This window comes from Caproicibacter sp. (assembly GCF_046707225.1).
GTDB lineage: Bacteria > Bacillota > Clostridia > Oscillospirales > Acutalibacteraceae > Caproicibacter.
Map to the genome: position 1 here is coordinate 198,637 of NZ_JBJKOP010000036.1, position 21,826 is coordinate 220,462.

Sequence of the window (21,826 nt, forward strand, 5' to 3'; positions counted from 1 at the left end):
GCCTTGATCGGGCTTTGTCAGCCGTTTCAAGACGCATTTTCTTGCTTTGAGGCTATTCCGTTGTGCAATTTGCTATCGCAAATTCATTTTGCAACAGCCCCATTTCTAGCCCGACCGGTGATTTCGCGTTCTAAGGGTGAAAGCCCCGAACCTACCCGGTAGCGGGAAAGGCCGGCGATTTGAAATCGCCGGCCTTTTTAGATTGCCAAAGAACCCGCTCTTCGCTCAATACGGCGGGTTTTGGAGCTAATAGGATTATGATTTTTCTATGTTAACCATGCGAACGATGTGTCTGGACAATGCACTTTGTGCCTCTTCGCAAAGTCCCTGAAGCCGTTTGTCCTTAATAATTCTTAAGATTTTCCCTCTTACCGGATAATTTGTTTTCGATATCATTAAGAAATGAGAGATTGGTTCCCTCCGCCTTTAGTCCCCAAAGAGATATGCTGGAAGTTACATACCGGACGAGTTGCTCCGCCATCACCTCAGAAGAAAGGGAAAAGTTTTCATCAATCCACCAAAGAACCGCTCCGACAAAAATCGACACGATAATCTCCAAATAAAGCGTTTCGTCGATTGGAAGCATCTTGATGCGTGGGCGGATCGCGTCCCATTCCGCAAGAATCTTTTCCTTTACGGTTTTCTTGAGTTCCTTGAGAAAATTGTAATTTCCGTTAACGCCGAGAAGGTTTTGATAGAGCGTGCGGTCCTCCTCAACGGCGCGGAACAGCGAAAGCACCATGGTGTGATAGAAGGAAAGATTGATTTTTCCGTTGCCGTCGACGATTTCTTCCGGGTTGACGATGCGGACGATTTTTTGGATGGCTTTCTGCGTAATCTGGTCCAGCAGGTCATATTTGTCCTGATAGTGAGCATAAAAGGTGGAACGGTTGATTCTCGCCCGAAGGCACAGGCTTCTGACGGTGACGCCGTCGAACCCTTTTTCGCCGATCAGGCTCAGCAAGGCGCTTTCGATCGCTTCCTGCGTCTTTTGAACGCGGAGATCCGGTTCCCGCATTGCGCCGTGCCCCTTCCTTTCAAAATTTCCCAACAGAAATGCCGCAGCTGTCGGTTAAACGGCATTTTTCACTGAATTAGCGGTTGCTAATTCTTATGAAATCATTATAATGCAAACGGGTGAAAAAAGAAAGATAGTTTTAACGGTTTTCTAATCTGGCTTTCAAGGAGATTTTTCATGGATTTTATCACGTTGGAAGACGTGGAACGGGAGTACCGCGTCGGGGATAACATTATCAAAGCGGTGGACGGCGTCAGCTTCGCATTGGCACAGGGGACTTTCAACGTCATCCTCGGCCAGAGCGGAGCGGGGAAGACCACCATTCTCAACCTTCTGGGAGGGATGGATTCTCCGACCTCCGGAATCATTTCCGTGGGCGGTGAAGAAGTTTCTGGCATGGAGGAGCGGGAGCTCACAAATTACCGCAGAACAAAGATCGGCTTTGTGTTTCAGTTTTACAATTTGGTGCCGAACCTCACTGCGCTGGAAAACGTGCAGCTTGCGGAGGAGGTCTGTCGGAACCCTCTCGATGCTCAGGAGATGCTCGATCGGGTTGGCCTTTCGAAGCGCATGGACAACTTTCCCAGCCAGATGTCCGGCGGAGAGCAGCAAAGGGTTTCCATTGCCAGGGCTCTTGCGAAAAACCCGCAGATCGTTCTGTGCGACGAGCCGACCGGAGCGCTGGATTCCGTCACAGGCAGAAAGGTGCTGAAGCTGATCCGTGACGTTGCGATCGACCTCGGCAAAACCGTTGTTATCGTGACGCACAACGCGCCGATTGCCGAGATGGCGCAGACGGTCATTCATATGCGGGACGGAAAAATCGCGGAAGTAGAGACGCACGAGCATCCGAAGGATGTGGAGGAAATCGTATGGTGAGGGGGGCTCTGTGGAAAAAGACAATCCGGGACATGAAACAGTCGAAGTCCCAGTTTATCTCCATCCTTATCATGGCAACTTTGGCGGTCAGCATCGTGACGGGCCTTGACAGCATCTGGTTTACCATTCAGAAGCACGCGGACGCCATGTACCGGTCGACCAGTCTGTCCGACCTTTGGGTGACCGTCGCCAACCCGTCGGAGCGGCAGTTGTGGGGAATCAAGCAGATCGACGGGGTCACGCGGGTGGAGCAGCGCTACTGCACCGACGCGGACACGGACCTTCCGGGAAACCCCACGTTGCGGGTTTACGCGCTGGACGACCGCAGCACGCTCGACCAGCCGGACGTGCAGGAAGGCTCCTTTGAAAAATATGGAGGCGGAGCGGTCCTGGATGAAAATTTTGCCGAAAGCAACGGGCTTAAAATTGGGGACGTCGTTTCGATCAAGCTGAACGGCGCCTGGGTTCGGGTTCCCATCACCGGGCTGGGACTGAGCAGCGAACAGATCTTTGCGGTGAAAAACTCCGCGTCGCTGATGCCTGACTCGAAGAGCTTCGGGTTTCTGGTTGTTCACGCCGGAACGATGGAGAGCGTCTACGGCAGGAAGGTCTACAATCAGGTCAGCGTCCGGCTCGCGTCCGGAACGGATGTCTCGCAGGTGGAGCGGCAGGCCGACGCGGTGATCGGAAAGGAACTGATCGGGATTGTCTCGCAGAAAGACAGCAGCAGCGTCAACAGCGTCGATTCCAGGATTCAGCAGTTCAGGACGCTCGGCATCGTGTTCCCCCTCCTGTTTTTCATCGTGACGGCGCTGATCACGCAGAGCACAATGGTGCGCCTGGTGGAAAATCAGCGCGGTCAGATCGGAATCCTGAAGGCGCTGGGGTATTCCAGGCGGAGTATTCTGTGGCATTATACTTCCTACGGCGTGGTCATCGGTTTGTTCGGATCGCTGTTGGGGCTGGTGATAGGCCCTAATGCGTTCGGCCGCGTTCTGGTGCCGCGGGTCAAGCTGACGTTCAGCGACTACCGGCTCAGCATCAACTTCGGGCATTTCTTTCTCGCCATGGCGCTGATTCTAATCTGCACGGGCGGGGTTTCCTTTTACGCCTGTCGTAAGCTTCAGGGGGACACTCCCGCGGTGCTGCTCCGGGACAGGCCGCCCAAAAAGGGGAACCACATTTTTCTTGAATCCATCCCGTCTCTCTGGAGAAAATTGAAGTTCAGCAGCAAACTGATTGCCAGGAACACCATGAAAAACAAGGGCCGCCTGATGATGAGTACCGTCGGCGTCATGGGCTGCACCGGCGCAATCCTTGCGGCGCTGACGATCCGGAGCATGATTTCGGGGATTACGGTGCAGATGTATGGAACGACGTTTAACTATGATCAGAAAATTCTTGTGGACCAAACCAAAACGGACACCCGCTATCTCGCTAACCAGGAACTAAATGGGATTGTGCAGCAGACGGAGGAAAGCAATATTGAACTGATCTGCCCGGACGGCGAGCGGAAAATGGAGCCGCTGACCATCACCTCGAAAAACAGTCCGCTGATTCATCTGCAGGATGTCTCCGGCAACCCAGTCTCTATTCCTGAAAGCGGTATCGCTGTGAGCCGCAAGCTTACCGAAACGCTTGGCGTGAAGCCGGGCGACAGTATTCAGATCAAGCGCACGGATCAAAAATATGTTACGGTCCCGGTCACTCAGGTTTTCTACCTTGCCTCCGGACAGGGGATTTTTATGTCGGACGCCTATTGGAAATCCCTTGGAGAAACCTTCAAACCGACCGCGCTTTTGGTCAAATGGAACGGTGCTCCGAATGAGAAATTCCTTTCCAGCGACGCGGTCGAGGAATCGGTGACCCGCGAAAGTCAGCGCTCCGGCCTTTCCGGCAGCACGCAGGTGGTAAACATCGCGGTGGCAATGATGATTGTGATGGGCGCGGCGTTGGCGTTCGTCGTTCTGTACAACACCAGCATCCTCAATTTCACCGAGCGGATCCGAGACCTCGCCACACTGCGGGTACTTGGGTTTTACCATGGCGAAATCCGAAATCTGGTATTGATTGAAAATTATTTTTCCGTTTGTCTCGGGATGATTTTCGGCATTCCCGTCGGAAGGTCGATTTCCTGGATTGTTGCAAAAAATCTGGACAGCAGACTGGACCTTTTCGGAACGATCACGCCGCAGAACGTGTTGATCGCCGGAATCCTGACTTTGTTTTTCGCGTGGATCATCAACCGCGCGGTCGCAAAAAAAATGAAAAATCTCGATATGCTCTCGGCACTGAAGAGCGTCGAATAGAATCAACCTTCAGGGGGTTTACAGATGAAAAACTGGATCACAAAGGGAAAAGAGTGGAACGTATCCCATCGAAAAACGGTTTTGCTCGCGGCCGGAGCGCTGGCCGCTCTTCTGGTGGCTTTTGGTGTTTTCCATGCACGGGCGGGCTTATCTTCCAAAACAAAGGATGGCACGTCTTCCGGCACGGCGGCACATAGCGGCGAAATCGATGCCTGGGGCGAAGTAAAGTACAGCCGGTCCGTTGATGTAATCGTCGATTTTCCCTCCATCGTGACAAATGTCGATGTGAAGGAAGGGGACCGGGTGACTTTGGGCCAGCCCCTCGTTACACTGGACCTTTCGGAGTACCAGGCGGCGCTCACGAAGCTTCAGGGCACGCTTTCAGCCAACCAGGCGGGGCTCTCCGCAGCCACGCAGGACACCGCGGCGCTTGAGGCGGACATCGCCGAAACGCAGAGCGTCCTGAGCCGAAAGACAAGCGAGTACAACAAGGGAACCAGCCCGGACCTGCAGCTTCTGCAGAATTCGCTGACGCTTGCGCAGAAAGAGGTCGCGAACGCCAAACAGGACGTTCAAAACTACCAGGCCCTGTACAATTCGGGCGCCGTGGCAAAATCCGTGCTCGACCAGTACACGGACGCGCTGAACCAGAAACAGAAGGCATTGTCGGATGTTCAGGACAACCTGACGAAAACTAAGAACGCTCTGAAGGATGAGATCAACCAGCTCAGTGTGTCGCTGAAATCCAAACAGGCGCAGCTTGCCGCACTGAACGACAGCAATACAGCGAATCAGGAAAAGCAGAAAAGCGGAATCTCTTCGGCGCAGGCGGACCTGGATGTCATGACGGCGAAAACTCAGAAGGACTACCTCAAAGGAAATCAGATCGTCTCCGACCTGAAAAACGGGATTGTGCAGAACATTGCCGTCAGCGACGCCGACCATCTTGGAACGCAGAATCAGCCGACCAAAGTGCTGCAGCTCATCGACGCGGATTCACTCACGGTGAGCGCCGAGGTGGATGAGGAATTTATCGGCAGGGTACAGGTAGGCGAAACCGTTCGAATCGTACCGACCTCTGCGCCGGACGCTTCGCTTTCCGGCACCGTCACGCAGATCCCGAGCCTCGCGGTGGAAAAGGACGGCAAACGTGTCGTCCGTATACTGGTAAAGCCGAAGGACCCTAAAACTTTGCTTAAGCCCGGGTACACAGCAGACGTGTATTTTCCGGTGAAATGAGGAGGAGTCTATGATGAAATTTCAAAAATCGACGGCGCTTTTGCTCTCAGCTCTGCTGCTTTGCGGCGCGGTCCCGGCTTTCGCCGCGGATACGTCGGACGGCACCGAACCGCAGGTGCTGACTGTAAGTTACTCGGATCTTGAAAATTACGTCCGTTCCAGCAACCAGACCATCAGGGCCAACAACCAGACGCTGGAAGCCCTGCAGGACAATGACCTCGCCGAACAGAAAATCGGCGATCTTCATTCCAGCGCCGCTTCGCTCTCTGGCGTGAGCAAAATGCTTCAGCAGGCGGATGCCGCCGTAAGTGCGCTTCCCGCTTCGACAGAAACGCAGGCGATCGGCAAGTCGCTGCAGGGAAGCATCGCGTCCATCAGTGCGATTTGTTCCATTCTTGACAGTGAAGCGGACCAACTGGAAACGGACGATGACCAGATTGACAAAACGGAACTTCAGATGAACGACGCGGCCGACCAGATCGTCGTCGCCGCGCAGAAGCTGTTTGTAACCTACCACGTCCTGAACTCTCAGCGCTCTGTGCTGACCGAACAGCAGCAGGTGTTGGCCGCCGCTTATCAGGCTGACCAGCTTCGGGCGCAGGTTGGGCTGATGTCGCAGACCGACCTTCTGAGCGCGCAGCAGCAGCAAAACACGGCGGCCGACCAACTGGCCAAGCTGGTCAGCCAGATGAAAGCTGTCAGGGATAACCTGAGAATTCTGCTGGGTTATTCTGACGATTACAGTTTGAAGCTTTCTTCAATGCCGCAGGCTGATTCCGACAAAATCGCCAAGATGGACTATGACACCGATTACCGGACGGCACTGGACAGCAACTGGACTCTTCAGGAAAAACAGAAGGAAATTGACATTGCCGACGAAGATTACGACAGAGACCTGGATTCCACAGTCGAAACACGCAAAGCGTCGCTGTTGAACCGCGATCTGGCGAAGAATCAGTTCGATGCGGCTTTCCGCCAGGCGTATGACGACGTGGCACTGAAACAATCCCTTGTAGCCTCGGCACAGTCCGCTTACGACGCAAAGGAGAAGGCGCTGGAGGCCGTTAAGCAGAAAAATTCTCTCGGAATCGCCTCCGAACTCGATGTAAAAAACGCGCAGTTGAACTGCGATAGCGCGAAAGCTTCTCTCAGCCAGGCGCAGTACGGCCTGTTTTCTTCCCAGGAACAGTACCGTTGGGCTCTGCTTGGAGTTTTAGATCTGTCTTCTTCCGGCGGCTAAAATTTATTTGAAACCGACAGAAAATATGGTAAGATGAGAAAAGGATAAGAGCCGGGAGGGGTAAGAATGGGAAAAATTCTGATTGCGGACGATGACCGCGAGATTGCTGAGCTGATTTCTGATTCTCTAAGCGACGAGGGATACGAATGCCTTCTTGCCTTTAACGGGGAAAGCGCTCTGACAAATATCAAAAATGATTCGGAAATTGCGCTGATTATTCTCGATATCATGATGCCTGACGTTGACGGACTGGAGATTTGCCGCCGAATCCGGGAAACTGTTTCCTGCCCGATTCTGTTTGTCACTGCGAAAAGCCGGACGCTTGATGCCATGCTCGGCTTTGAGATGGGCGCGGATGACTATATCACAAAGCCGTTTGTCGTGGATGAACTGGTCGCCCGGGTCAAAGCGCATCTGCGCAGGGAGCGGAGGAGCCGGCAGGCAAAGCCGGTGCTTCTGGAAGCGGGGGACGTTTGTCTGAACGTTGAAAGCTACGATGTCACCGTTCGGGGGGAACCGGTTTCCCTTTCCCTGCGGGAATTCCAGCTTCTAAGCTTTCTCTGCGAGAACGCGGGAAAGGTACTTTCGCGAGAGCAGATTTTCCAGTCGGTGTGGGGAATGGATTACGGGGATATCGGTACGGTGGCCGTAAACATCAAAAATCTGCGGGATAAAATCGACCGGGACGGCCGCCGCATTAAGACCGTCTGGGGCGTTGGGTATAAATTCGTAAAGAATGAGGGGAACGGCAGTGAGCATTAAAATCAAGCTCCCTTTTTTTATTTTGCTTGCCATGCTGTGCAATTTTCTGCTCATCGTCGGATATTACCACTTTTATCTTTCCACTCAGATCTCAGAAACGAGCAACGAGGTCCAGGATGAACTGCAGAAGGAGACGGACCGCATTTCCGCCGAACTGAAGAACCGCGGAGACGCCGCCACCCAACTTGAAAAAATCTCTGAAACGGAACACCTCCTGATCCTGGTTCAGGACGAAACGGGGAACATTCTGTTTCAAAGCAGAAACAAAATGGGCGTCACATTTGAACACCGCGCTTCCGCTCTCTTTCCCTTTGACGGGAAAACCTGTCTTCTTCAGATTACAAAAGGGGTTTCCATCACAAACCTTTCCGCGTTTCAAAACGCTCATGATTTGCTTACAACGGAGCTTGGTATCATTTTTATCGTTTTGGTGCTGAGCGGCGTCTATATTTATGTGCGGTATGCAAAGCAGGTCGTTTCCCTACAGAAAAAAATGGAGCGCTATCAGTCCGGAATCCGGCCCGAGCGAGTCAAACGCCGCGATGAAATCGGTCAGCTTCAGAACCGGTTTGCCGATCTGACAGACGCGCTTGAAGAGGAAAAGCAAAAGCAGGAACGAATCATCGTTTCCATTTCCCATGACATCAAGACGCCTCTTACCTCTGTAATGGGCTATGCGGAACGCCTGAAAAAGAAATCCCTGACCGAGGAAAAACGGGAGCAGTATGTCGACACCATCTACCGTAAATCGGTCGCCATTAAGTCCCTGATCGACGATTTTGACGAGTACCTCAGCTACCATGCCCCATCCTCGCTTCGAAAGCAGTTGGTCACGGTAGAGCAGCTTGGGCAGGTCCTGCAGTTAGAATACGGTGAAGAACTCCGGGAGAGGGGCGTTCCGTTTTCCCTGAAAATCGACTGCCCGCAGGTTAAGCTCGCCGTGGACCTCTCCAAGATTCGGCGCATCTTCGGAAATCTGATTGACAACAGCCTCAATCACAGAAGCAAAACACCGCTCCAAATCTCCGTCGTCTGCAAAAGGGAGGACGGCAGCGTGATTTTCTCAGTGGAAGACAACGGAACCGGCGTAAAAAACGAAGAGGAACTCAGAAAGATCTTTGAACCGTTCTATACCTCGGACAAGGCCCGTACCTTTGCGGGCCTCGGCCTTTCGATCTGCCGGGAAATCATTGAGGCGCACGGAGGAAGCATTTGTGCGGAAAACCGGAGGGAAGGCGGCCTGCGCGTCATCTTCTGTTTGCCGGAGGAATGCGGGACGGGCCGACACCTGATTAATATGAAAAATTCCTGAAGTTCAACTAAAGCACTTCACCTGAAACCCTTAACTCAGATGGGCAAGAAAGATTCCGCCGGATAATGCTTCGGATTTTCGGCTGCGATGTCCGTCAGCCGCTGCCAGCTCCCTTTTGGAACTCAAGAAATATGCGGCGTAATCAGACAGGTTCTTTGTTTTTCATAGATACCCACAGACAAGTCGGTGGGGGCGCCAAAGCGCAACATGTTCCCTGCGGGGGCTATTGCAAAACAACTCAAAAAAAGAAGTCGGAGCAACCATCCCAAAAGGAATTGGCTACTCCGGCTTTTTTGTTTAGAACAATAGTTGTGAATAAAACACTGAGACGCTTAGAACATATAACACACTTCAGTTCAGGGCCAAAGGAAACTTTATTTTCATGTGAAGGAGGCATTCTTGCAAAGTAACATCAGCGATTTTCCCATTCATTTTTTCTATTAGCGTCTTTACAATGTAAAGGCCAAGTCCCGATCCGCTGCTGTTTCGGGATTTGTCTGCTGTATAAAAGCGCTCAAACAGATGTTTGATATCATCCGCCTTTAAATTTGGCGCTGGATTGCGAATGGACAAAAAAGCATAGGAACCGGACGCTTCCAAACTGATTCCGACATTTCCTTTTGCATAACGTGACGCATTGTTCAGTAAATTTTGGATGATGCGTGTGCAGGCAACACAATCACCGGTGATCCAGACGGGATGACTAGGGAGATGAACGTTAAGAGTAATTCCAAGTCTATGAAGCAGTTCATATTGGCCTGCTAAAACATCACCAAGCAATCGGTTTAAGTCCAGCTTCTCTGTTTTAAGCGGTGTTTCCCTGACATCCAGTACAGACAGTTCATACAGATTGTTGATCATGGATTTCAGGGCATGTGCCTTATTATCGACGGTTTTCAGATATTCCTTGCGCTTTTCATCCGGGCACTCGGGATTCTGAGACAATTGCAGATATCCTAAAATTGAAGTCAGTGGTGTCCGCAGATCATGGCTAAGATTTGCAATCGAATCTTTTAGTTGAAGATCACTACGGCGTACTTCAATACGCAGTTTTTTTTGCAATTCTAAATTTCGGTTAATCGCAGCGGCAAGTTTGCTGAGATCGTCGTCAATCAATGCAACCGTTACCATTTTTTCTGTCTTCTCACTTGTGCGTTCGTTCAGTTGAACGGTTATATTACGAAATTGTCGCTTTAGGCGAAAAAGGCGGGTTGCTAAAATGCATGCTGCAATACAGACGCCCAATAGGATCCAGATCATTATTCACCGCCTTCTTCCTCTGCTATTTTAATTCACATCTGCGGAATACACAATAGGCGATGCCTAAAAAGAAAATTGTCCAGCCTACGGCTACACCGGCAGTCCAAAACATCTGTAAAGGAGTAAGCGTTGAATATAAGGCATATCGCATTAAGAATGCGGGATGCAGGTACAACGAAAGCGACGGATTTAGTGGATAAAGAGTCCCATGAACCTTTGGAACAGCTTGTTCCAAAGCCGGCATTGTCCAGCAGGCGACCAAAAGGAACAATGCGGAAGTGGTGATCGTTTTGGCTGTGTCTCTGAGAAATGCCACAATAAGGATACAGGCCGAGAAAAGTGAAAAATTCAGTAACAGCAATAGTACAGTAGCACGAAATAGATAAGGGAGCATTTCTTCTGCGGAAGGGGATGGAATGCTTCCCGCCCACCGCAGACAGCCAACGAATACTGCCAGGAAAACGGCGATGTTTGGAACGGCAAATCCCGTAATGCATTGACTGAAGAATATGGATTTCCGACTGTGGCCCGCTGCAACCTCCTGATCTACTGTCCGATCAGAGAATAGCTGACCAAGCATCATTGCGGTAAACGTGTCGCTGATCATCAGCAATGGGTAAATTGTGTCCGCCGTTAAGGCTGCAAAAAAGCCTTTGATGTTATAAGAAACGCCTGCAACCATAGGGGGGTCTGTCAGGTATTGCAATCCGGTGGAATTTGTAATTAGAAGAGTGAATGCACAGCATACCACAAGTGTGATCCCAAAAATCGGATTATGCCTTATTTCAAACCATCTGTGTTTTATCAAATTACTCATTTTACACCTCTCAGCAAAGCTCTTCGTTCCGAAAAATCAAAGAAGAAATGGCAAACAGGGATACCGACCATAGAATCCCCACCAGTATGCCATAAGCCGGAGAAACTGTGCCGTTTACCATAAGGAGCAAGATCCCAGCCGGGAAAACATGTGCAAGCATATTGGCATGAGAGCCATTCAACAGCAGGATCATAACAAAGTACAGGATGATCGGAATACCGATGGTGCGGCCGACATCGCGGAAGCAGACTGCCGCCAACAGGGAAAAAGTTCCGATTGCAAACCCGAGAATGAGAAGTGCCGCAATCAAACCTGCCAACTGCAAAATTGCACCCGGGGAAAGCACAGTACCCCACCCGTTCCTTACGGTACAGGTAATGGTAAGGAATAGGGGAAAAAGAAACAGTATAACATCAATCGCGATTAGAAAAGCGCTGGTCTTCGCCAAAAGCACGGCTACACGGCTTTTTCCTGCCATCAATGCATGATACAGCGTTCGGTCCGCGAAATCGCTGCCGATAAAGAGGCCCCCGTAGATGCACGATATTAAAATTGTAAGGATCTCTTTTCTCATCATTTCCGAAAGTGCTTGATTCCCTGACATACTGAAGATTGCACTGCCGGAGATTACAATGATATTAATCGCTATGATTACAACGAGGGTTATCCAGAACGTTGTGTCGTGAAAGAGTTTATACCTTTCTGCGTGAAACAATTTTCCCATATCACCGGCCTCCTATTTTATGCAGAAAATAGTCTTCCAGACTGGCACCGGCAAGGCTGAGGCCAGTTACGAGCAAACCTGCCTGTGCAAGAGTCCGTGCGATATCTTCCAAGTTGTTCAAATGATCATAAAGTCGCACTGTATTATCAGGCATGACATGAAAATTTGTCGTATGAAGAGCGTTTTCCAGCGCGGCCGCCGTTTTAGAGGCATCGTTTGTTTTAATGGCGATATGCCGCTTGCATTTTTCATCCAGCTCATTTTGAGTTAATTCTTCCAATACGCGGCCTTTATGCAGCAGGATATAACGTGTGGCCGTCTGATACAACTCACTGAGGATATGGCTGGAAACAAGAAGTGTAATTCCTCTTTCACGATTGAGCCGTTTCATCAGTTCCCGGATTTCCACAATTCCTGACGGATCAAGGCCGTTGATCGGTTCGTCAAGAATTAAAAATTCAGGGTCATTCAGCAGAGCCATTGCAATGCCCAATCGCTGGCGCATGCCAAGCGAAAAATGACGCACGCTTTTTTTACCTGTATCTGACAAGCCAACCAGTTTCAATGTTTTGCCGATGCATTCTCGGTCCGGAATGCCTCGCTGAATTCGTTGAGCCTCCAGATTCTGTTCAGCGGTCATGTTTTTATAAAGCGCAGGCGTTTCCACCATGCACCCTATGCGGGCGCGCTGCATTTGCAGTTCTTTTTCCCCAAGTTTTCCAAACAACGATATGCTTCCCTCTGTCGGAAACGATAAGCCTGTGACAAGACGTATCGTAGTGGTTTTTCCCGCGCCGTTTTCGCCGATAAAACCATATATCTCGCCGCGCTGCAATGAAAGATTCATATGATCGAGCGCTAATGTATGCCGGTACTTCTTCGTTAAATTTCTCGCTTCAAAAACGGTTTCTTCCATTCCGTTCATCTCCCTTTGCCATTTATTATGAATGGCAATTCTCAAGAGTTTCTAAAGAGATTCTAAAAAGATTCTAAAGAAATCGCCTGTTCTCATGTAAAACAAGAACAGGCGACAAATTGATTAGGAATTGACAGCAAGTTTATATCCAATGCCCCAAACTGTTTCGATAAATTCCCGGTCTGGGCAAACAGCTCTCAATTTTCGTCTTAAATTGCTGATGTGTGTATTGACGGCATTGTCATCATAATTGTATTCCTCATCCCAGACACTTGTAAAAAGATTGGCTTTCGTAAATAATTTTTGCGGATTTTCCAGAAGCAATCGAAGTATTTTTATTTCAGTTCCCGTTAACGAAACAAATTTTCCTGACACTGTGCAGCGACTGGTTTCCGTGTCAAATTCCAAAGGCCCGGCGACAAGCGGTGAGGACGAATAGCCTCGGCTTCTCCTTAAGTTGCTTTCTACTCTCGCCAACACTTCCTCATTGTCAAAAGGTTTGGTGATATAGTCGTCCGCGCCTGTGCGAAGCATATCGACCTTCACTGCAGTTTCATCCTTGGCGGAAATAATAATAACCGGGATATTTGAAAACCGCCGATAGTTTATAAGTAATTCTTCGCCTGAAATCTCGGGAAGCATCAAATCCAGGAGAATCATATCAAATTTGCTGTTCTTCATGGTTTCGTATGCGGCTTTCCCTGAAAATCGAGGAAGACAGCAATAGTTATTTCCAGTTAGTATATTGCAAAGCAAAAGGCTGATTTCCTTATCATCTTCAATCACCAGAATATTTGGCATACCGTATCACCCCAGATAATTATAGCACAAATTCGGTGCCCGCGCCCTTTCTAACCTAATGTGCCCTAACTAAACGACCTTAAGCGTTATGCAGCCTAAAGGTGTAAAAAAATCGGAGACTACACATTTTCTGCCTGCGAAAACTTAAAAAATATGTCGCTGCCTGACTGAATTACGGCAATAGGCGATAATGCATTTGGAAAATGTGCTTTTTCAAACATACGGTCCCCAATAATGTGACTTCAATCGTTGCGGGTCCTTTTTTAGACTGCGCCAATTTAGAAAGCATAACATTACCTGAAAATTAAATGAAATTCCTGATAATACGTTTTTCGACTGAAATAAACTAAAAAGCATATCAATACCGAAAAGTGTTAAAAAAATCGGAGAAAACGATTAACCTGTCAAATATTTCGATCTCCGACGGCGATGCATTTTGCGGCTGTAAAAATCTTACCAGTGTAACAATACCGGAAAATATTTCGATTATAGGCAGCGACGCGTTTTTAAAATGCTCAAATTCATCTGCAATCAATGCAGATGAAAAAGCAGCAGGTACTGCAGTTCGGGCGGCATGCTTTATTCAAAAGATAAAAGCATGAATTAGTACACTTTTCGTTTCAACATCAAGGTTTCCCCTTTTGCTGCGATTTTAGAAAGGGTTTTTAGCTCGTACATTAGCCGAATAACATAAAGGTGTGCATTTGTACTGATTAAGGAGAAATACTAAAATAGATCTGAAGATGGGGTGAAGGAATGAAAGTAGCAATTTTTGGAGCGGGCCTTTCCGGATTATCCTGTGCAATTACACTTGAGAAACATGGAGTTAACCCATCGATTTTTGAAAAGAGAAGTTGTGTTGGGGACCGGTTTGTCAATGCCGAAGCCATGTTCAGCATTCTGGAAAGACCAGTTAAGGATGGCCTTTCTTACTTATCTGAAGTGTACGGTATTCATCTTGAGCCAATCAGCGAAACAAACCACTTGATGATCCATTCCTTAAATGGGGAAAGCAGTGTAGAGGGAAAAATCGGGTACACCAATATACGTGGACGGCACGAAAATTCTTTTGAGAACCAGCTCAGCCGGCAAGTGAAAAGCAAAATCAATTTTAATTTTTTAAAGGAATATACTGAAATCTCAAAGGATTTTGATTCGATTGTTTTAGCAACTGGAGATGGAGATTATTCCATTAAACTGAACAATTACCGATGCGACATCACTTGCTCTTTAAAAGGTGCCACTGTGGAAGGAACCTTTTTAACATCTGAGCCGCATGTGTGGTTTAATTATGATATTCTTCCCAAAGGATATGCCTGGCTTATTCCTTATTCACAAAAAGAAGCAAATTTGGTGATTGCCTTTCCAGAATATCCACAGGCAGAAATCTATGATATTGATAAAATGTGGAAACTGATGTTTGACTTAGCCTGTAGGGACTTGCGGCAAAGCCTGAAAATAACAGATAGATTTCAGATTATCCACTACATTGCCGGAATTTGCGAATCTCCCAAAATTGGGAATACCTATTTTGTAGGCAACTGCTTCGGCGCTCTTTCTCCCGGATTGGGCTTTGGACAGTTTTCATCTATTCTGACAGGTATTTATGCCGCGTTGGATATTTGTAATCTCGCCCATTATGACGATTTGGTAAAACCATTATTTGAAAATTACAACCATTCCCTTGCTTTAAGACGGTTTCTTGAAGGGTTAAGTAACGATGATCTGGACCGAATTGTAAAAAGAAGTAATTTAAAATTTGCCGATACCCTTATCAGTCGTCTTCTCAGTTCAGACAGCAGTTTTGATCTGCTGAAATGGTTGACTCCGCTATTGTCCAAGTAGACTGCATGTTCTTGTAAAAATCACCTGGGTCACAATTTACAAAAATGCGTATAATCGTTTTCCTAAAAAGGCGGGACTAGGTACTCTAATCCGTCATTTAAAATTTACAAGCAATCCAAATTTACGCTAGTTTCTCATTGTTCCGCGTATCTATGTTTTCATCTTTCGCTGATAAGTCAACGATTATATCAGATTCAACCGGTAACCGATTGTATATCTTGCTTACCTGACTGCGGCCATGCCAGATCGTGGCGACACAGGCCAGTGAGGTAAATGCCGCACATACAGTCAGGCACACACGATAGCTTAAGACTTCGCCCAGCGCACCGACAGCAAGCGCGAGCAAACTATAGGCTACAGAGTACATAATCGATTCAAAGGCGTTCAAGCGTGCACGGTATTCCTCGGGAATGTATTGCTGTACCGCAGCCTGCCGCATGATAGCACTGTTTATGCCCAAAAAGCCACAAATCGCGCGATTCACCAGCATAAACGGATATGGAAGCCACAGCAGCATCATATCCATTATTTCGTAGGTTTGATAAACAAAGTAAGCAAAGGAAAAGCGCTTTTTTTCAGGAATCTTTATATGGTAATGTAAAATTCCTCCGACAGAACGTCCGATAAACTCCGCTACTGTAAAAAAGGAATACATGGCAATGCTGAAACCGGGAGTAACGCTGAAAAATGCGATTAAAATCGGAGACATACCGCCAGCTACGCCATTGGTTACCGCCATATAGCTGTATATATTGAGTAGCCCTTTTTCTTTTCTCAAATATTGGACTGCCGCTTGCAAATCCTGCCGCCATACGCGAAAAGAAAAATGCATATCTGATATATGGTTTTCCTCCGTGATGCGGATATTGCTTTCCATGATCGCGGCCAGCACCGAGAGCCCGCCTTGAAGCAGCAGAATATTACCGACGCCGATGGTTTTGTACAAAACTGCTGCAACTGGCGCCATGATAACCTGCATAACAGGAAAAATCATGCTGGAGACAGTATAACCCTTTTCTTTAAAGTCGTCCGGGATCAGCTTTGGAAATATACAGTCGAAAGCCAGCGAATCAAATGTGGAAAGGCTTGATAAGAGCAGGGAGAACAACAAATATCCAAAATAGGTAAATCGAAAGTTCAAAAGATAGATCCCGGCTAATGCATATAAAGTGCCTTCCACAAAGTGACCCATTACCAGGAATGGCTTACGGGGCAGCCGATCCATAAGAGGAGCCAAAAATAGTGGAATCAAAAAATTAGGAATTACGGCAATAGCTATAATCAGGGCGGCAGCCAGGGTACTTTTCGTCTTGTCATATACCAGGAATGAGAGGGCAAAGTTTCCTGCAATACCGCCCGCCGCCCCCAAAATAGATGCAGATGTCAGCAGATTAAAATTTCGTGTCCAAAGCGTCTGTTTCAATAAATTCAAATCCTTCATAAGTGTTTGAATTTATTATAAATCAGCGATTAGTCAAATGGAATAGTGTATATTTGGGAAAATAAAGCCTGAATTCAGACTTAAATATGCGTTAAAGCTTTATTGAAAGGAAAATTTGCAATCAACTCATACGCCTGCTTGTATTGTCGGGAGGCAGTATACCATTCGAGTATCCATGGTAAGTGAAAATTCGTGAACCCGTTTGGCAATTGTGTTCTGATCCGTTCAAAGCAGGCAATCAGAATCTCTCCATAAGCGCTATCCTTTAGATACCCGGGATGCTCCAAGCGATATCGTATCAATTCGCACATGTCCCGTGTCAAATCCTTAGACGGGCAATCACATTTTTCTGATTCCGCGCGGTTAATGGCATTTAGCGCTTCGGTTGTTTTCCCAAGCTTTTCGCAGCAGACAGCCAGTTTATGCAGGGTCATCGGGTTTGGATGCTCTATCTTGGAAAAATAATCATAGCTTGCTTCTATATGTCCCAATTCTAAATTGGTAGACTGTGTATTATAGTGAATGGAATTGAGTGTTTCTTTGTCACCAAGGGCCGTTGCTAGCCGCTCCGCCACCCGGAAATGTTCCTCCATACGTTCAAAATCCATCATATCGCTATAACAGTTTCCCATGAACATGCGACTCTTCAACATGATGAAGACATAACCCAGCTGGGCCGCCAGATTATAGCTCTGCTGCAGACGTTCAAGTGCCACTGAATAATTTCCAGACTGATAGGCGGCCGTACCTGCAACCAGATAAATATAAGCAGATGGATTTTGTCGAAGCAAAGCTTCATAATTATTCTGCAAAAGCAGCCACAGGGTCTGTTGGCGTTTATCAAAATCAGGCTCAAAGTCGTTGAGATCAGAGCAATTCGAAGTTGTGAAAAACGCATGAAACAGCAAAAAATCAAGCATGTAGGGGCAGTTTGAAAACATCACCCAGTTTTCGCTCATCTCTTGCTTGGCTGCTTCTAATGCCGCTTGATCATCTGAAAAAAGCGCATCGTAGAGTTGGTAAGCGAGCCCCTTAGCCTTTTTGTAAGTAGTCTCGTCATTGTACCATTTGACTCCCAACCGCTGCATCAACAGCTGAATAATTTCCTGACTTGCATCAGCTTTGCCCTGCTCAATTTTTGACAAGTAGGAAACAGCGCAGATACCTTTGCACAAACCATCCTGACTCCAATCATTCCGGAGCCTTTCTTTTTTAATGAGAATCCCAACAAAATGTCCGCTCATTGGCCTTCACTTTCCCAGTTTTATAATCCGTTCTGTTTGTAATTCATAAAATATAAACAATCTGTATTTGGTGCTTGTTTCTCATTATTCCACTCTTGTGTAGCAATTTAAATTTGCTGAATTCAAATTAATAATCAAATTGTATGAAGATTGTTTTTGCTAGGTAGCTGGCCTTTCAGAAGCGCTTCTAAACTCAGCATGTACGATAAAAGATATATGTGTCCATGTGAAAATCCGCATTGCGATCTGGGTAATAAAACCAAATTGAGAGGTATCCCGTAAATATCCCCGCATGTAGTCTTTTTCAGATACTTGGGTCAGATTGGGCGACCATGATTCTATCTCGCTTTTGGGGTTCTCCAGTGAGAAGTATGACTTAGTCGCGTTACCTGCCAGCTTTACTTCCTTATTAACGCCTCGCAGTCCCATAGCATTTGTAGCATCAAAAGCAATGATGCCACCAGGAAATTTCTTGGCCATAGCGCAGAAAAGACGCTTTACCTGCTCTTTTTCAAAATAGTAAAACAACCCGCCGCCAATAAAAGCAATACCATCCTGTGGTTTAAAATCAATTGCGTCAAACCACGAAAAGTCATTCAGGTCACAGGCAATATTTGTTTCGTTAATGCCTGCAGGGATATGCTTTTCCCTTAGCGCGATAACATCCGGCATGTCAAGGTTATACCATGGGTTACTCTCATTCTTTAATTGCTCGCGCAAGGTTGACAGACCCGCTCCAAGCTCACAGACTGCTGCGTGCGGGTGATCTTCTAAATAGCGGCCTATTTCACAGGAAAAATCATACTGACGAACCGCGCAGTTCAGATAGGCATACTCCAGCTTATATAGCTTGCTCTTTGACAAATCAACATTCAACTCTCGAAGGATGCGTTCCGCACAGTGATCTGGAAACAAATTAGTGTATTTTTTTTCTGCAAGCATTCGTCCCCATAATGGAATGCAAAGGGTATACTGAACCGTATTTTCCTTAAAATCTTTATTCATTCTAAATCTCCAGTTAAGGCTTTTCATCATTTTAACTTTTATTCCGTTATGGCTGAATGAGCTTCCCGTTTGTTTACTTAGTCCCCATTATCGGCGCACACAATTAAACGTTAAATTTTTTAAAATATACCATGATTATATTTGATTTGCGCCAACACCATGATGATAAGACCTGCAACAAAGCAAATACCAAAAGCAATCCAACCGTATGCGGTCCCGGATACAAAATCTATAATACCTGTTAAGAACATTCCTGTTCCCATCATGATCATTGCTTTACCCATTTTTTCTGTATATGGTTTTTTATCTATTTCTGTAACCTTTGTATAATGATAGTCATGTATCAGCGTTATCTGCTCCTTTTTCCATATTCTCCACCCCAGAAAACCAAATAAACTTCCCAAAGCTATCATTAAAATTAATTCAAACAAAAATTTTGCCACCTCCATAAATTTCTGTTTGTTTTCGTAAGAATCGACACACCTGCCTTAAATAGCAATATTCGTAATGTAATTGAAATTATTATATAACAAAGCAAACTTTTTGCAAACTTTTTAAGTTGATCAAAAAGCAAAAGACTAGAACTTTTGCAATTGTTTTCTGTAAGAAATTATGGTTCTCTCAAAACAATCTTCTGCTTTTGATCTTATCTATGCAAATAATCCCGGTTCAATTGAGGTGTTACCAAACAGCAGAGTGTAAATTAAACAGCTGATAATGCTCAATCCATCAATGGTTGCTTACTTTTTCAGAACTGGACACGCATTTTGAACGGCTGTATGAGGATAACGTATCGGGGAAGATCAACGACGAGCGGCTTGCCAAAATGTCCAAGAATTGTGAACAGGAGCAGGGAGAGAACGCCGCCAAAGTCAAGGCACTCAAATCGGAGTTGCGGAAAGTAGGCGGACAACTCATGACCGCCGATAATTTCTTGGAGACGATTCGTCGATATACCAATGCTCGGGAACTTTCACAGCGGATGGTAACGGAGTTGATTGACCATATCGACGTATATCATGCCGAGAATGTCGGCGGGCAGACTGTTCAGCGCATTACCATTTTTTACAACTGTATCGGAGCCTTTACCGTGCCGGAGCACGAGAGCATCCCGGAAGCGGATGTACGCTTAAAAACGAGAAAAGGAGTAGCACTAAGCTACTCCCAAGCAAAAGCCGGATAAAAAACGGAGTGTCCTTATAAGGACACTCCACATGGTGCGAGAGGCGGGACTTGAACCCGCATGAACGTTTAATGGTTCACAAGAACCTGAATCTTGCGCGTCTGCCAATTTCGCCACTCTCGCGACTCAGCTTGTATATCTTATCATACGATTCTGCACTTGTCAACCTTTTTATTCATTTTTTTAAAAGCGCACAGTTTGTAAATTCGAGATTTTGAAATAGAAAAATCCAGCATGTCGGCGAGGAATCAGAGAGAAATTTATTACTGATTCCCCGCGCCCGATTTGTTTTATCTGAGCTTTTTGCTATAAGGGTCAAACGGGATTCCAATGCACATGATTACTCCGAATATTATTAAATAGTAAACGACCGACATTCCATGCGCGATACATGCTGCAATCATCATGAACACGCAGCCCAAAATAGCAAATGTCGGCATGACAAACCGATTGAATACATTCAGTTCTTTTTCTTTCAGGAGAAGAAGCAGAAAAATGGGAATATAGCCGGCGTACAGCGTGATGATTGGTAGTTCCGAGGTATCGAAGCAGAACGGCCCGAACCAAGGCTTTGCCTGAAGAACAGCACCAAAGAAATAAAGCAGCCAGACACCGCACAGCAAAAGACCCAAGATCGAGGAGTTGCCGGGCATATTGGTAACAGGATCCACTTGACTGAATACTTTCGGCATGGGACCGGAACCGCGGACAGCCAGAGAATACATTCCTCTGGTGCATCCGAGCATCAGGCCGTTCAGCGTTCCGAGACAGGATATGATGACAAAAACAAAAATCAGGGATCCGCCGACCGGACCGAATATCTTCCGGAAAGCAAGCTCTGCTCCAGCCTGACCGTTTTTCATCAATGTTTCCGTCGGTACAACTCCCGCGAGGCCGATGTAATAACAAACATAGACGGCGACTACAATCAGTGAACCCCAGATCAGGGCTCTCGGAAGATTTTTTTTGGAATCTTTCAGCTCGGAGTTAATCGATGTGGCGATAATCCAGCCTTCATATGCGAATGCGACCGCAACAACGGATGCGAACAAGCCCCCGCCTGTGCTGGAGCCGCTTTCTGCGGCCTGTGTGAAATTCTGCACTGTCATGCCGTTGGAAAGACCGATCAAAGTGCCGGCAACCGCCATTAAGAGCAGCGGAATGAGCTTGATGACAGTAGTTGTAACCTGAAATTTTCCCGCGAGAACAGGGGACAGTGCGTTCAGGGCATAACTGCCGACTAAATAAAAGCAGGTGATCGTCATGCAGGGTCCCCCCGTAATATCCCAGCCCAGCAATACGCAGGTAAACCGGGCGGAAACCCATGCCAGCACGGAAGTCAGGGTAGGATTATAAATCGTAGCCATGAACCATCCGACGTAGTAGCCGTATCTTCTTCCGACCGTCATTTCCGCGTAGTCGACAATGCCGTTTACCTTTTCGTACTTTGTGGCCATGGTTGCAAATGTATAGGAGCAGACGATCATAATGAAACCCACAATCAGCCAAGCGGCGATCCCCATCGGCATATTGCCGCCCGTTGCCTTCAGAACCGCCTCTGCTTTAAAAAATACACCGCTTCCAATTACAATTCCAACAACCATTGCAATGGCTGTCAACAAACCGTACTTTTTTTTCAAAGTACTTTCCATAAACTTTTTCCTCCCTTAGCTCCCGCTCGTTTCCTAAAAAAGATCGACGGGGTTAACCTTTTTAAGTATATCAATTTAAATCGCTAAAAACAATTGAAATATTCTATATTTATCCGTTTAATTTAACTCTGAATTAAATATGGAAAGAGGTCCGCTCTTTTCGTCTGGCAGAGCTGTTG

At 47.0% G+C, this 21,826-nt stretch carries 20 protein-coding genes and 1 tRNA gene; 9 read left to right on the forward strand and 12 right to left on the reverse strand.

Features of this window, described 5'->3' with window-relative positions:
- Positions 1–343: 343 nt before the first annotated feature.
- A complete protein-coding gene (locus tag ACLQ3M_RS10135; protein WP_411677564.1) occupies positions 344–1,018 on the reverse strand; it encodes a TetR/AcrR family transcriptional regulator in 675 nt (224 codons plus the stop codon).
- Between the two features lie 177 nt (positions 1,019–1,195).
- Between ACLQ3M_RS10135 and ACLQ3M_RS10140 the strand changes: the two genes are divergently transcribed.
- The 6 genes from ACLQ3M_RS10140 (at position 1,196) to ACLQ3M_RS10165 (ending at position 8,759) form a co-directional block, all read left to right on the forward strand.
- A complete protein-coding gene (locus tag ACLQ3M_RS10140) occupies positions 1,196–1,897 on the forward strand; it encodes an ABC transporter ATP-binding protein (protein ID WP_411677565.1) in 702 nt (233 codons plus the stop codon).
- The gene (locus ACLQ3M_RS10145; RefSeq protein WP_411677566.1) at positions 1,891–4,206 is read left to right on the forward strand and encodes an ABC transporter permease; all 2,316 of its coding nucleotides are present in this window, start codon (positions 1,891–1,893) and stop codon (positions 4,204–4,206) included. Before ACLQ3M_RS10140 ends, ACLQ3M_RS10145 begins: the two co-directional genes overlap by 7 nt.
- A 24-nt stretch (positions 4,207–4,230) precedes the next feature.
- On the forward strand, positions 4,231–5,445 hold the full coding sequence (locus tag ACLQ3M_RS10150; protein WP_411677567.1) for an HlyD family secretion protein: 1,215 nt from the start codon (positions 4,231–4,233) through the stop codon (positions 5,443–5,445).
- A 10-nt stretch (positions 5,446–5,455) separates the two neighbouring features.
- On the forward strand, positions 5,456–6,685 hold the full coding sequence (locus tag ACLQ3M_RS10155) for a TolC family protein (protein WP_411677568.1): 1,230 nt from the start codon (positions 5,456–5,458) through the stop codon (positions 6,683–6,685).
- Between the two features lie 66 nt (positions 6,686–6,751).
- On the forward strand, positions 6,752–7,447 hold the full coding sequence (locus tag ACLQ3M_RS10160) for a response regulator transcription factor (RefSeq protein ID WP_411677569.1): 696 nt from the start codon (positions 6,752–6,754) through the stop codon (positions 7,445–7,447).
- A complete protein-coding gene (locus ACLQ3M_RS10165; protein ID WP_411677570.1) occupies positions 7,437–8,759 on the forward strand; it encodes a sensor histidine kinase in 1,323 nt (440 codons plus the stop codon). Before ACLQ3M_RS10160 ends, ACLQ3M_RS10165 begins: the two co-directional genes overlap by 11 nt.
- Before the next feature lie 351 nt (positions 8,760–9,110).
- Here ACLQ3M_RS10165 and ACLQ3M_RS10170 read toward each other — a convergent pair whose 3' ends face one another.
- The 5 genes from ACLQ3M_RS10170 to ACLQ3M_RS10190 all read right to left on the reverse strand — a co-directional run bounded on the left by ACLQ3M_RS10170 (position 9,111) and on the right by ACLQ3M_RS10190 (position 13,277).
- Positions 9,111–10,019, reverse strand: a complete 909-nt coding sequence (locus ACLQ3M_RS10170) for a sensor histidine kinase (protein WP_411677571.1) — start codon at positions 10,017–10,019, stop codon at positions 9,111–9,113.
- 22 nt (positions 10,020–10,041) lie between these two features.
- Entirely contained in the window at positions 10,042–10,836 is a 795-nt protein-coding gene (locus ACLQ3M_RS10175) for a hypothetical protein (protein WP_411677572.1), read from the reverse strand.
- A gap of 10 nt (positions 10,837–10,846) precedes the next feature.
- Entirely contained in the window at positions 10,847–11,560 is a 714-nt protein-coding gene (locus ACLQ3M_RS10180; RefSeq protein WP_411677573.1) for a hypothetical protein, read from the reverse strand.
- Between the two features lies 1 nt (position 11,561).
- Positions 11,562–12,476, reverse strand: coding sequence for an ABC transporter ATP-binding protein (locus ACLQ3M_RS10185; RefSeq protein ID WP_411677574.1), 915 nt, complete (start codon positions 12,474–12,476; stop codon positions 11,562–11,564).
- Positions 12,477–12,599: 123 nt separating this feature from the next.
- Entirely contained in the window at positions 12,600–13,277 is a 678-nt protein-coding gene (locus ACLQ3M_RS10190) for a response regulator transcription factor (protein ID WP_411677575.1), read from the reverse strand.
- Between the two features lie 371 nt (positions 13,278–13,648).
- Here ACLQ3M_RS10190 and ACLQ3M_RS10195 point away from each other — a divergent pair, with 371 nt between their 5' ends.
- Both ACLQ3M_RS10195 and ACLQ3M_RS10200 read left to right on the forward strand, forming a co-directional pair.
- Positions 13,649–13,879 (forward strand): leucine-rich repeat protein, encoded by a 231-nt coding sequence (locus tag ACLQ3M_RS10195; protein WP_411677576.1) that lies wholly within the window; start codon positions 13,649–13,651, stop codon positions 13,877–13,879.
- Positions 13,880–14,033: 154 nt separating this feature from the next.
- Positions 14,034–15,122 carry an NAD(P)-binding protein gene (locus tag ACLQ3M_RS10200; protein WP_411677577.1) on the forward strand — a complete coding sequence of 363 codons (1,089 nt, stop codon included), beginning with the start codon at positions 14,034–14,036 and terminating at the stop codon, positions 15,120–15,122.
- Positions 15,123–15,243: 121 nt separating this feature from the next.
- Here ACLQ3M_RS10200 and ACLQ3M_RS10205 read toward each other — a convergent pair whose 3' ends face one another.
- The 4 genes from ACLQ3M_RS10205 to ACLQ3M_RS10220 all read right to left on the reverse strand — a co-directional run bounded on the left by ACLQ3M_RS10205 (position 15,244) and on the right by ACLQ3M_RS10220 (position 19,243).
- Entirely contained in the window at positions 15,244–16,545 is a 1,302-nt protein-coding gene (locus ACLQ3M_RS10205; protein WP_411677578.1) for an MFS transporter, read from the reverse strand.
- A gap of 98 nt (positions 16,546–16,643) precedes the next feature.
- Positions 16,644–17,807: a helix-turn-helix domain-containing protein gene (locus tag ACLQ3M_RS10210; RefSeq protein ID WP_411677579.1), complete on the reverse strand. Its 1,164-nt coding sequence runs from the start codon at positions 17,805–17,807 to the stop codon at positions 16,644–16,646.
- A gap of 159 nt (positions 17,808–17,966) precedes the next feature.
- Complete coding sequence (locus ACLQ3M_RS10215; protein WP_411677580.1) at positions 17,967–18,812, reverse strand: class I SAM-dependent methyltransferase; 846 nt, start codon at positions 18,810–18,812, stop codon at positions 17,967–17,969.
- A 119-nt stretch (positions 18,813–18,931) separates the two neighbouring features.
- Positions 18,932–19,243 (reverse strand): DUF3784 domain-containing protein, encoded by a 312-nt coding sequence (locus ACLQ3M_RS10220; RefSeq protein WP_411677581.1) that lies wholly within the window; start codon positions 19,241–19,243, stop codon positions 18,932–18,934.
- Positions 19,244–19,548: 305 nt separating this feature from the next.
- Between ACLQ3M_RS10220 and ACLQ3M_RS10225 the strand changes: the two genes are divergently transcribed.
- Complete coding sequence (locus ACLQ3M_RS10225) at positions 19,549–19,995, forward strand: DUF4368 domain-containing protein (RefSeq protein ID WP_411677582.1); 447 nt, start codon at positions 19,549–19,551, stop codon at positions 19,993–19,995.
- 32 nt (positions 19,996–20,027) lie between these two features.
- On the opposite strand, the gene ACLQ3M_RS10230 is transcribed toward ACLQ3M_RS10225, so the two are convergent.
- Positions 20,028–20,118 (reverse strand) — tRNA-Leu (locus tag ACLQ3M_RS10230).
- Positions 20,119–20,285: 167 nt separating this feature from the next.
- Entirely contained in the window at positions 20,286–21,647 is a 1,362-nt protein-coding gene (locus ACLQ3M_RS10235) for an APC family permease (RefSeq protein WP_411677583.1), read from the reverse strand.
- Positions 21,648–21,826 lie beyond the last annotated feature (179 nt).

Coding starts and splice junctions, on each gene's coding strand:
- ACLQ3M_RS10160 (WP_411677569.1), top strand. CDS start 6,752: ATGGGAAAAATTCTGATTGCGGACGATGACCGCGAGATTGCTGAGCTG.
- ACLQ3M_RS10190 (WP_411677575.1), bottom strand. CDS start 13,277: ATGCCAAATATTCTGGTGATTGAAGATGATAAGGAAATCAGCCTTTTG.
- ACLQ3M_RS10235 (WP_411677583.1), bottom strand. CDS start 21,647: ATGGAAAGTACTTTGAAAAAAAAGTACGGTTTGTTGACAGCCATTGCA.
- ACLQ3M_RS10145 (WP_411677566.1), top strand. CDS start 1,891: ATGGTGAGGGGGGCTCTGTGGAAAAAGACAATCCGGGACATGAAACAG.
- ACLQ3M_RS10140 (WP_411677565.1), top strand. CDS start 1,196: ATGGATTTTATCACGTTGGAAGACGTGGAACGGGAGTACCGCGTCGGG.
- ACLQ3M_RS10175 (WP_411677572.1), bottom strand. CDS start 10,836: ATGAGTAATTTGATAAAACACAGATGGTTTGAAATAAGGCATAATCCG.
- ACLQ3M_RS10185 (WP_411677574.1), bottom strand. CDS start 12,476: ATGGAAGAAACCGTTTTTGAAGCGAGAAATTTAACGAAGAAGTACCGG.
- ACLQ3M_RS10215 (WP_411677580.1), bottom strand. CDS start 18,812: ATGAATAAAGATTTTAAGGAAAATACGGTTCAGTATACCCTTTGCATT.
- ACLQ3M_RS10135 (WP_411677564.1), bottom strand. CDS start 1,018: ATGCGGGAACCGGATCTCCGCGTTCAAAAGACGCAGGAAGCGATCGAA.
- ACLQ3M_RS10180 (WP_411677573.1), bottom strand. CDS start 11,560: ATGGGAAAATTGTTTCACGCAGAAAGGTATAAACTCTTTCACGACACA.
- ACLQ3M_RS10210 (WP_411677579.1), bottom strand. CDS start 17,807: ATGAGCGGACATTTTGTTGGGATTCTCATTAAAAAAGAAAGGCTCCGG.
- ACLQ3M_RS10200 (WP_411677577.1), top strand. CDS start 14,034: ATGAAAGTAGCAATTTTTGGAGCGGGCCTTTCCGGATTATCCTGTGCA.
- ACLQ3M_RS10170 (WP_411677571.1), bottom strand. CDS start 10,019: ATGATCTGGATCCTATTGGGCGTCTGTATTGCAGCATGCATTTTAGCA.
- ACLQ3M_RS10155 (WP_411677568.1), top strand. CDS start 5,456: ATGATGAAATTTCAAAAATCGACGGCGCTTTTGCTCTCAGCTCTGCTG.
- ACLQ3M_RS10150 (WP_411677567.1), top strand. CDS start 4,231: ATGAAAAACTGGATCACAAAGGGAAAAGAGTGGAACGTATCCCATCGA.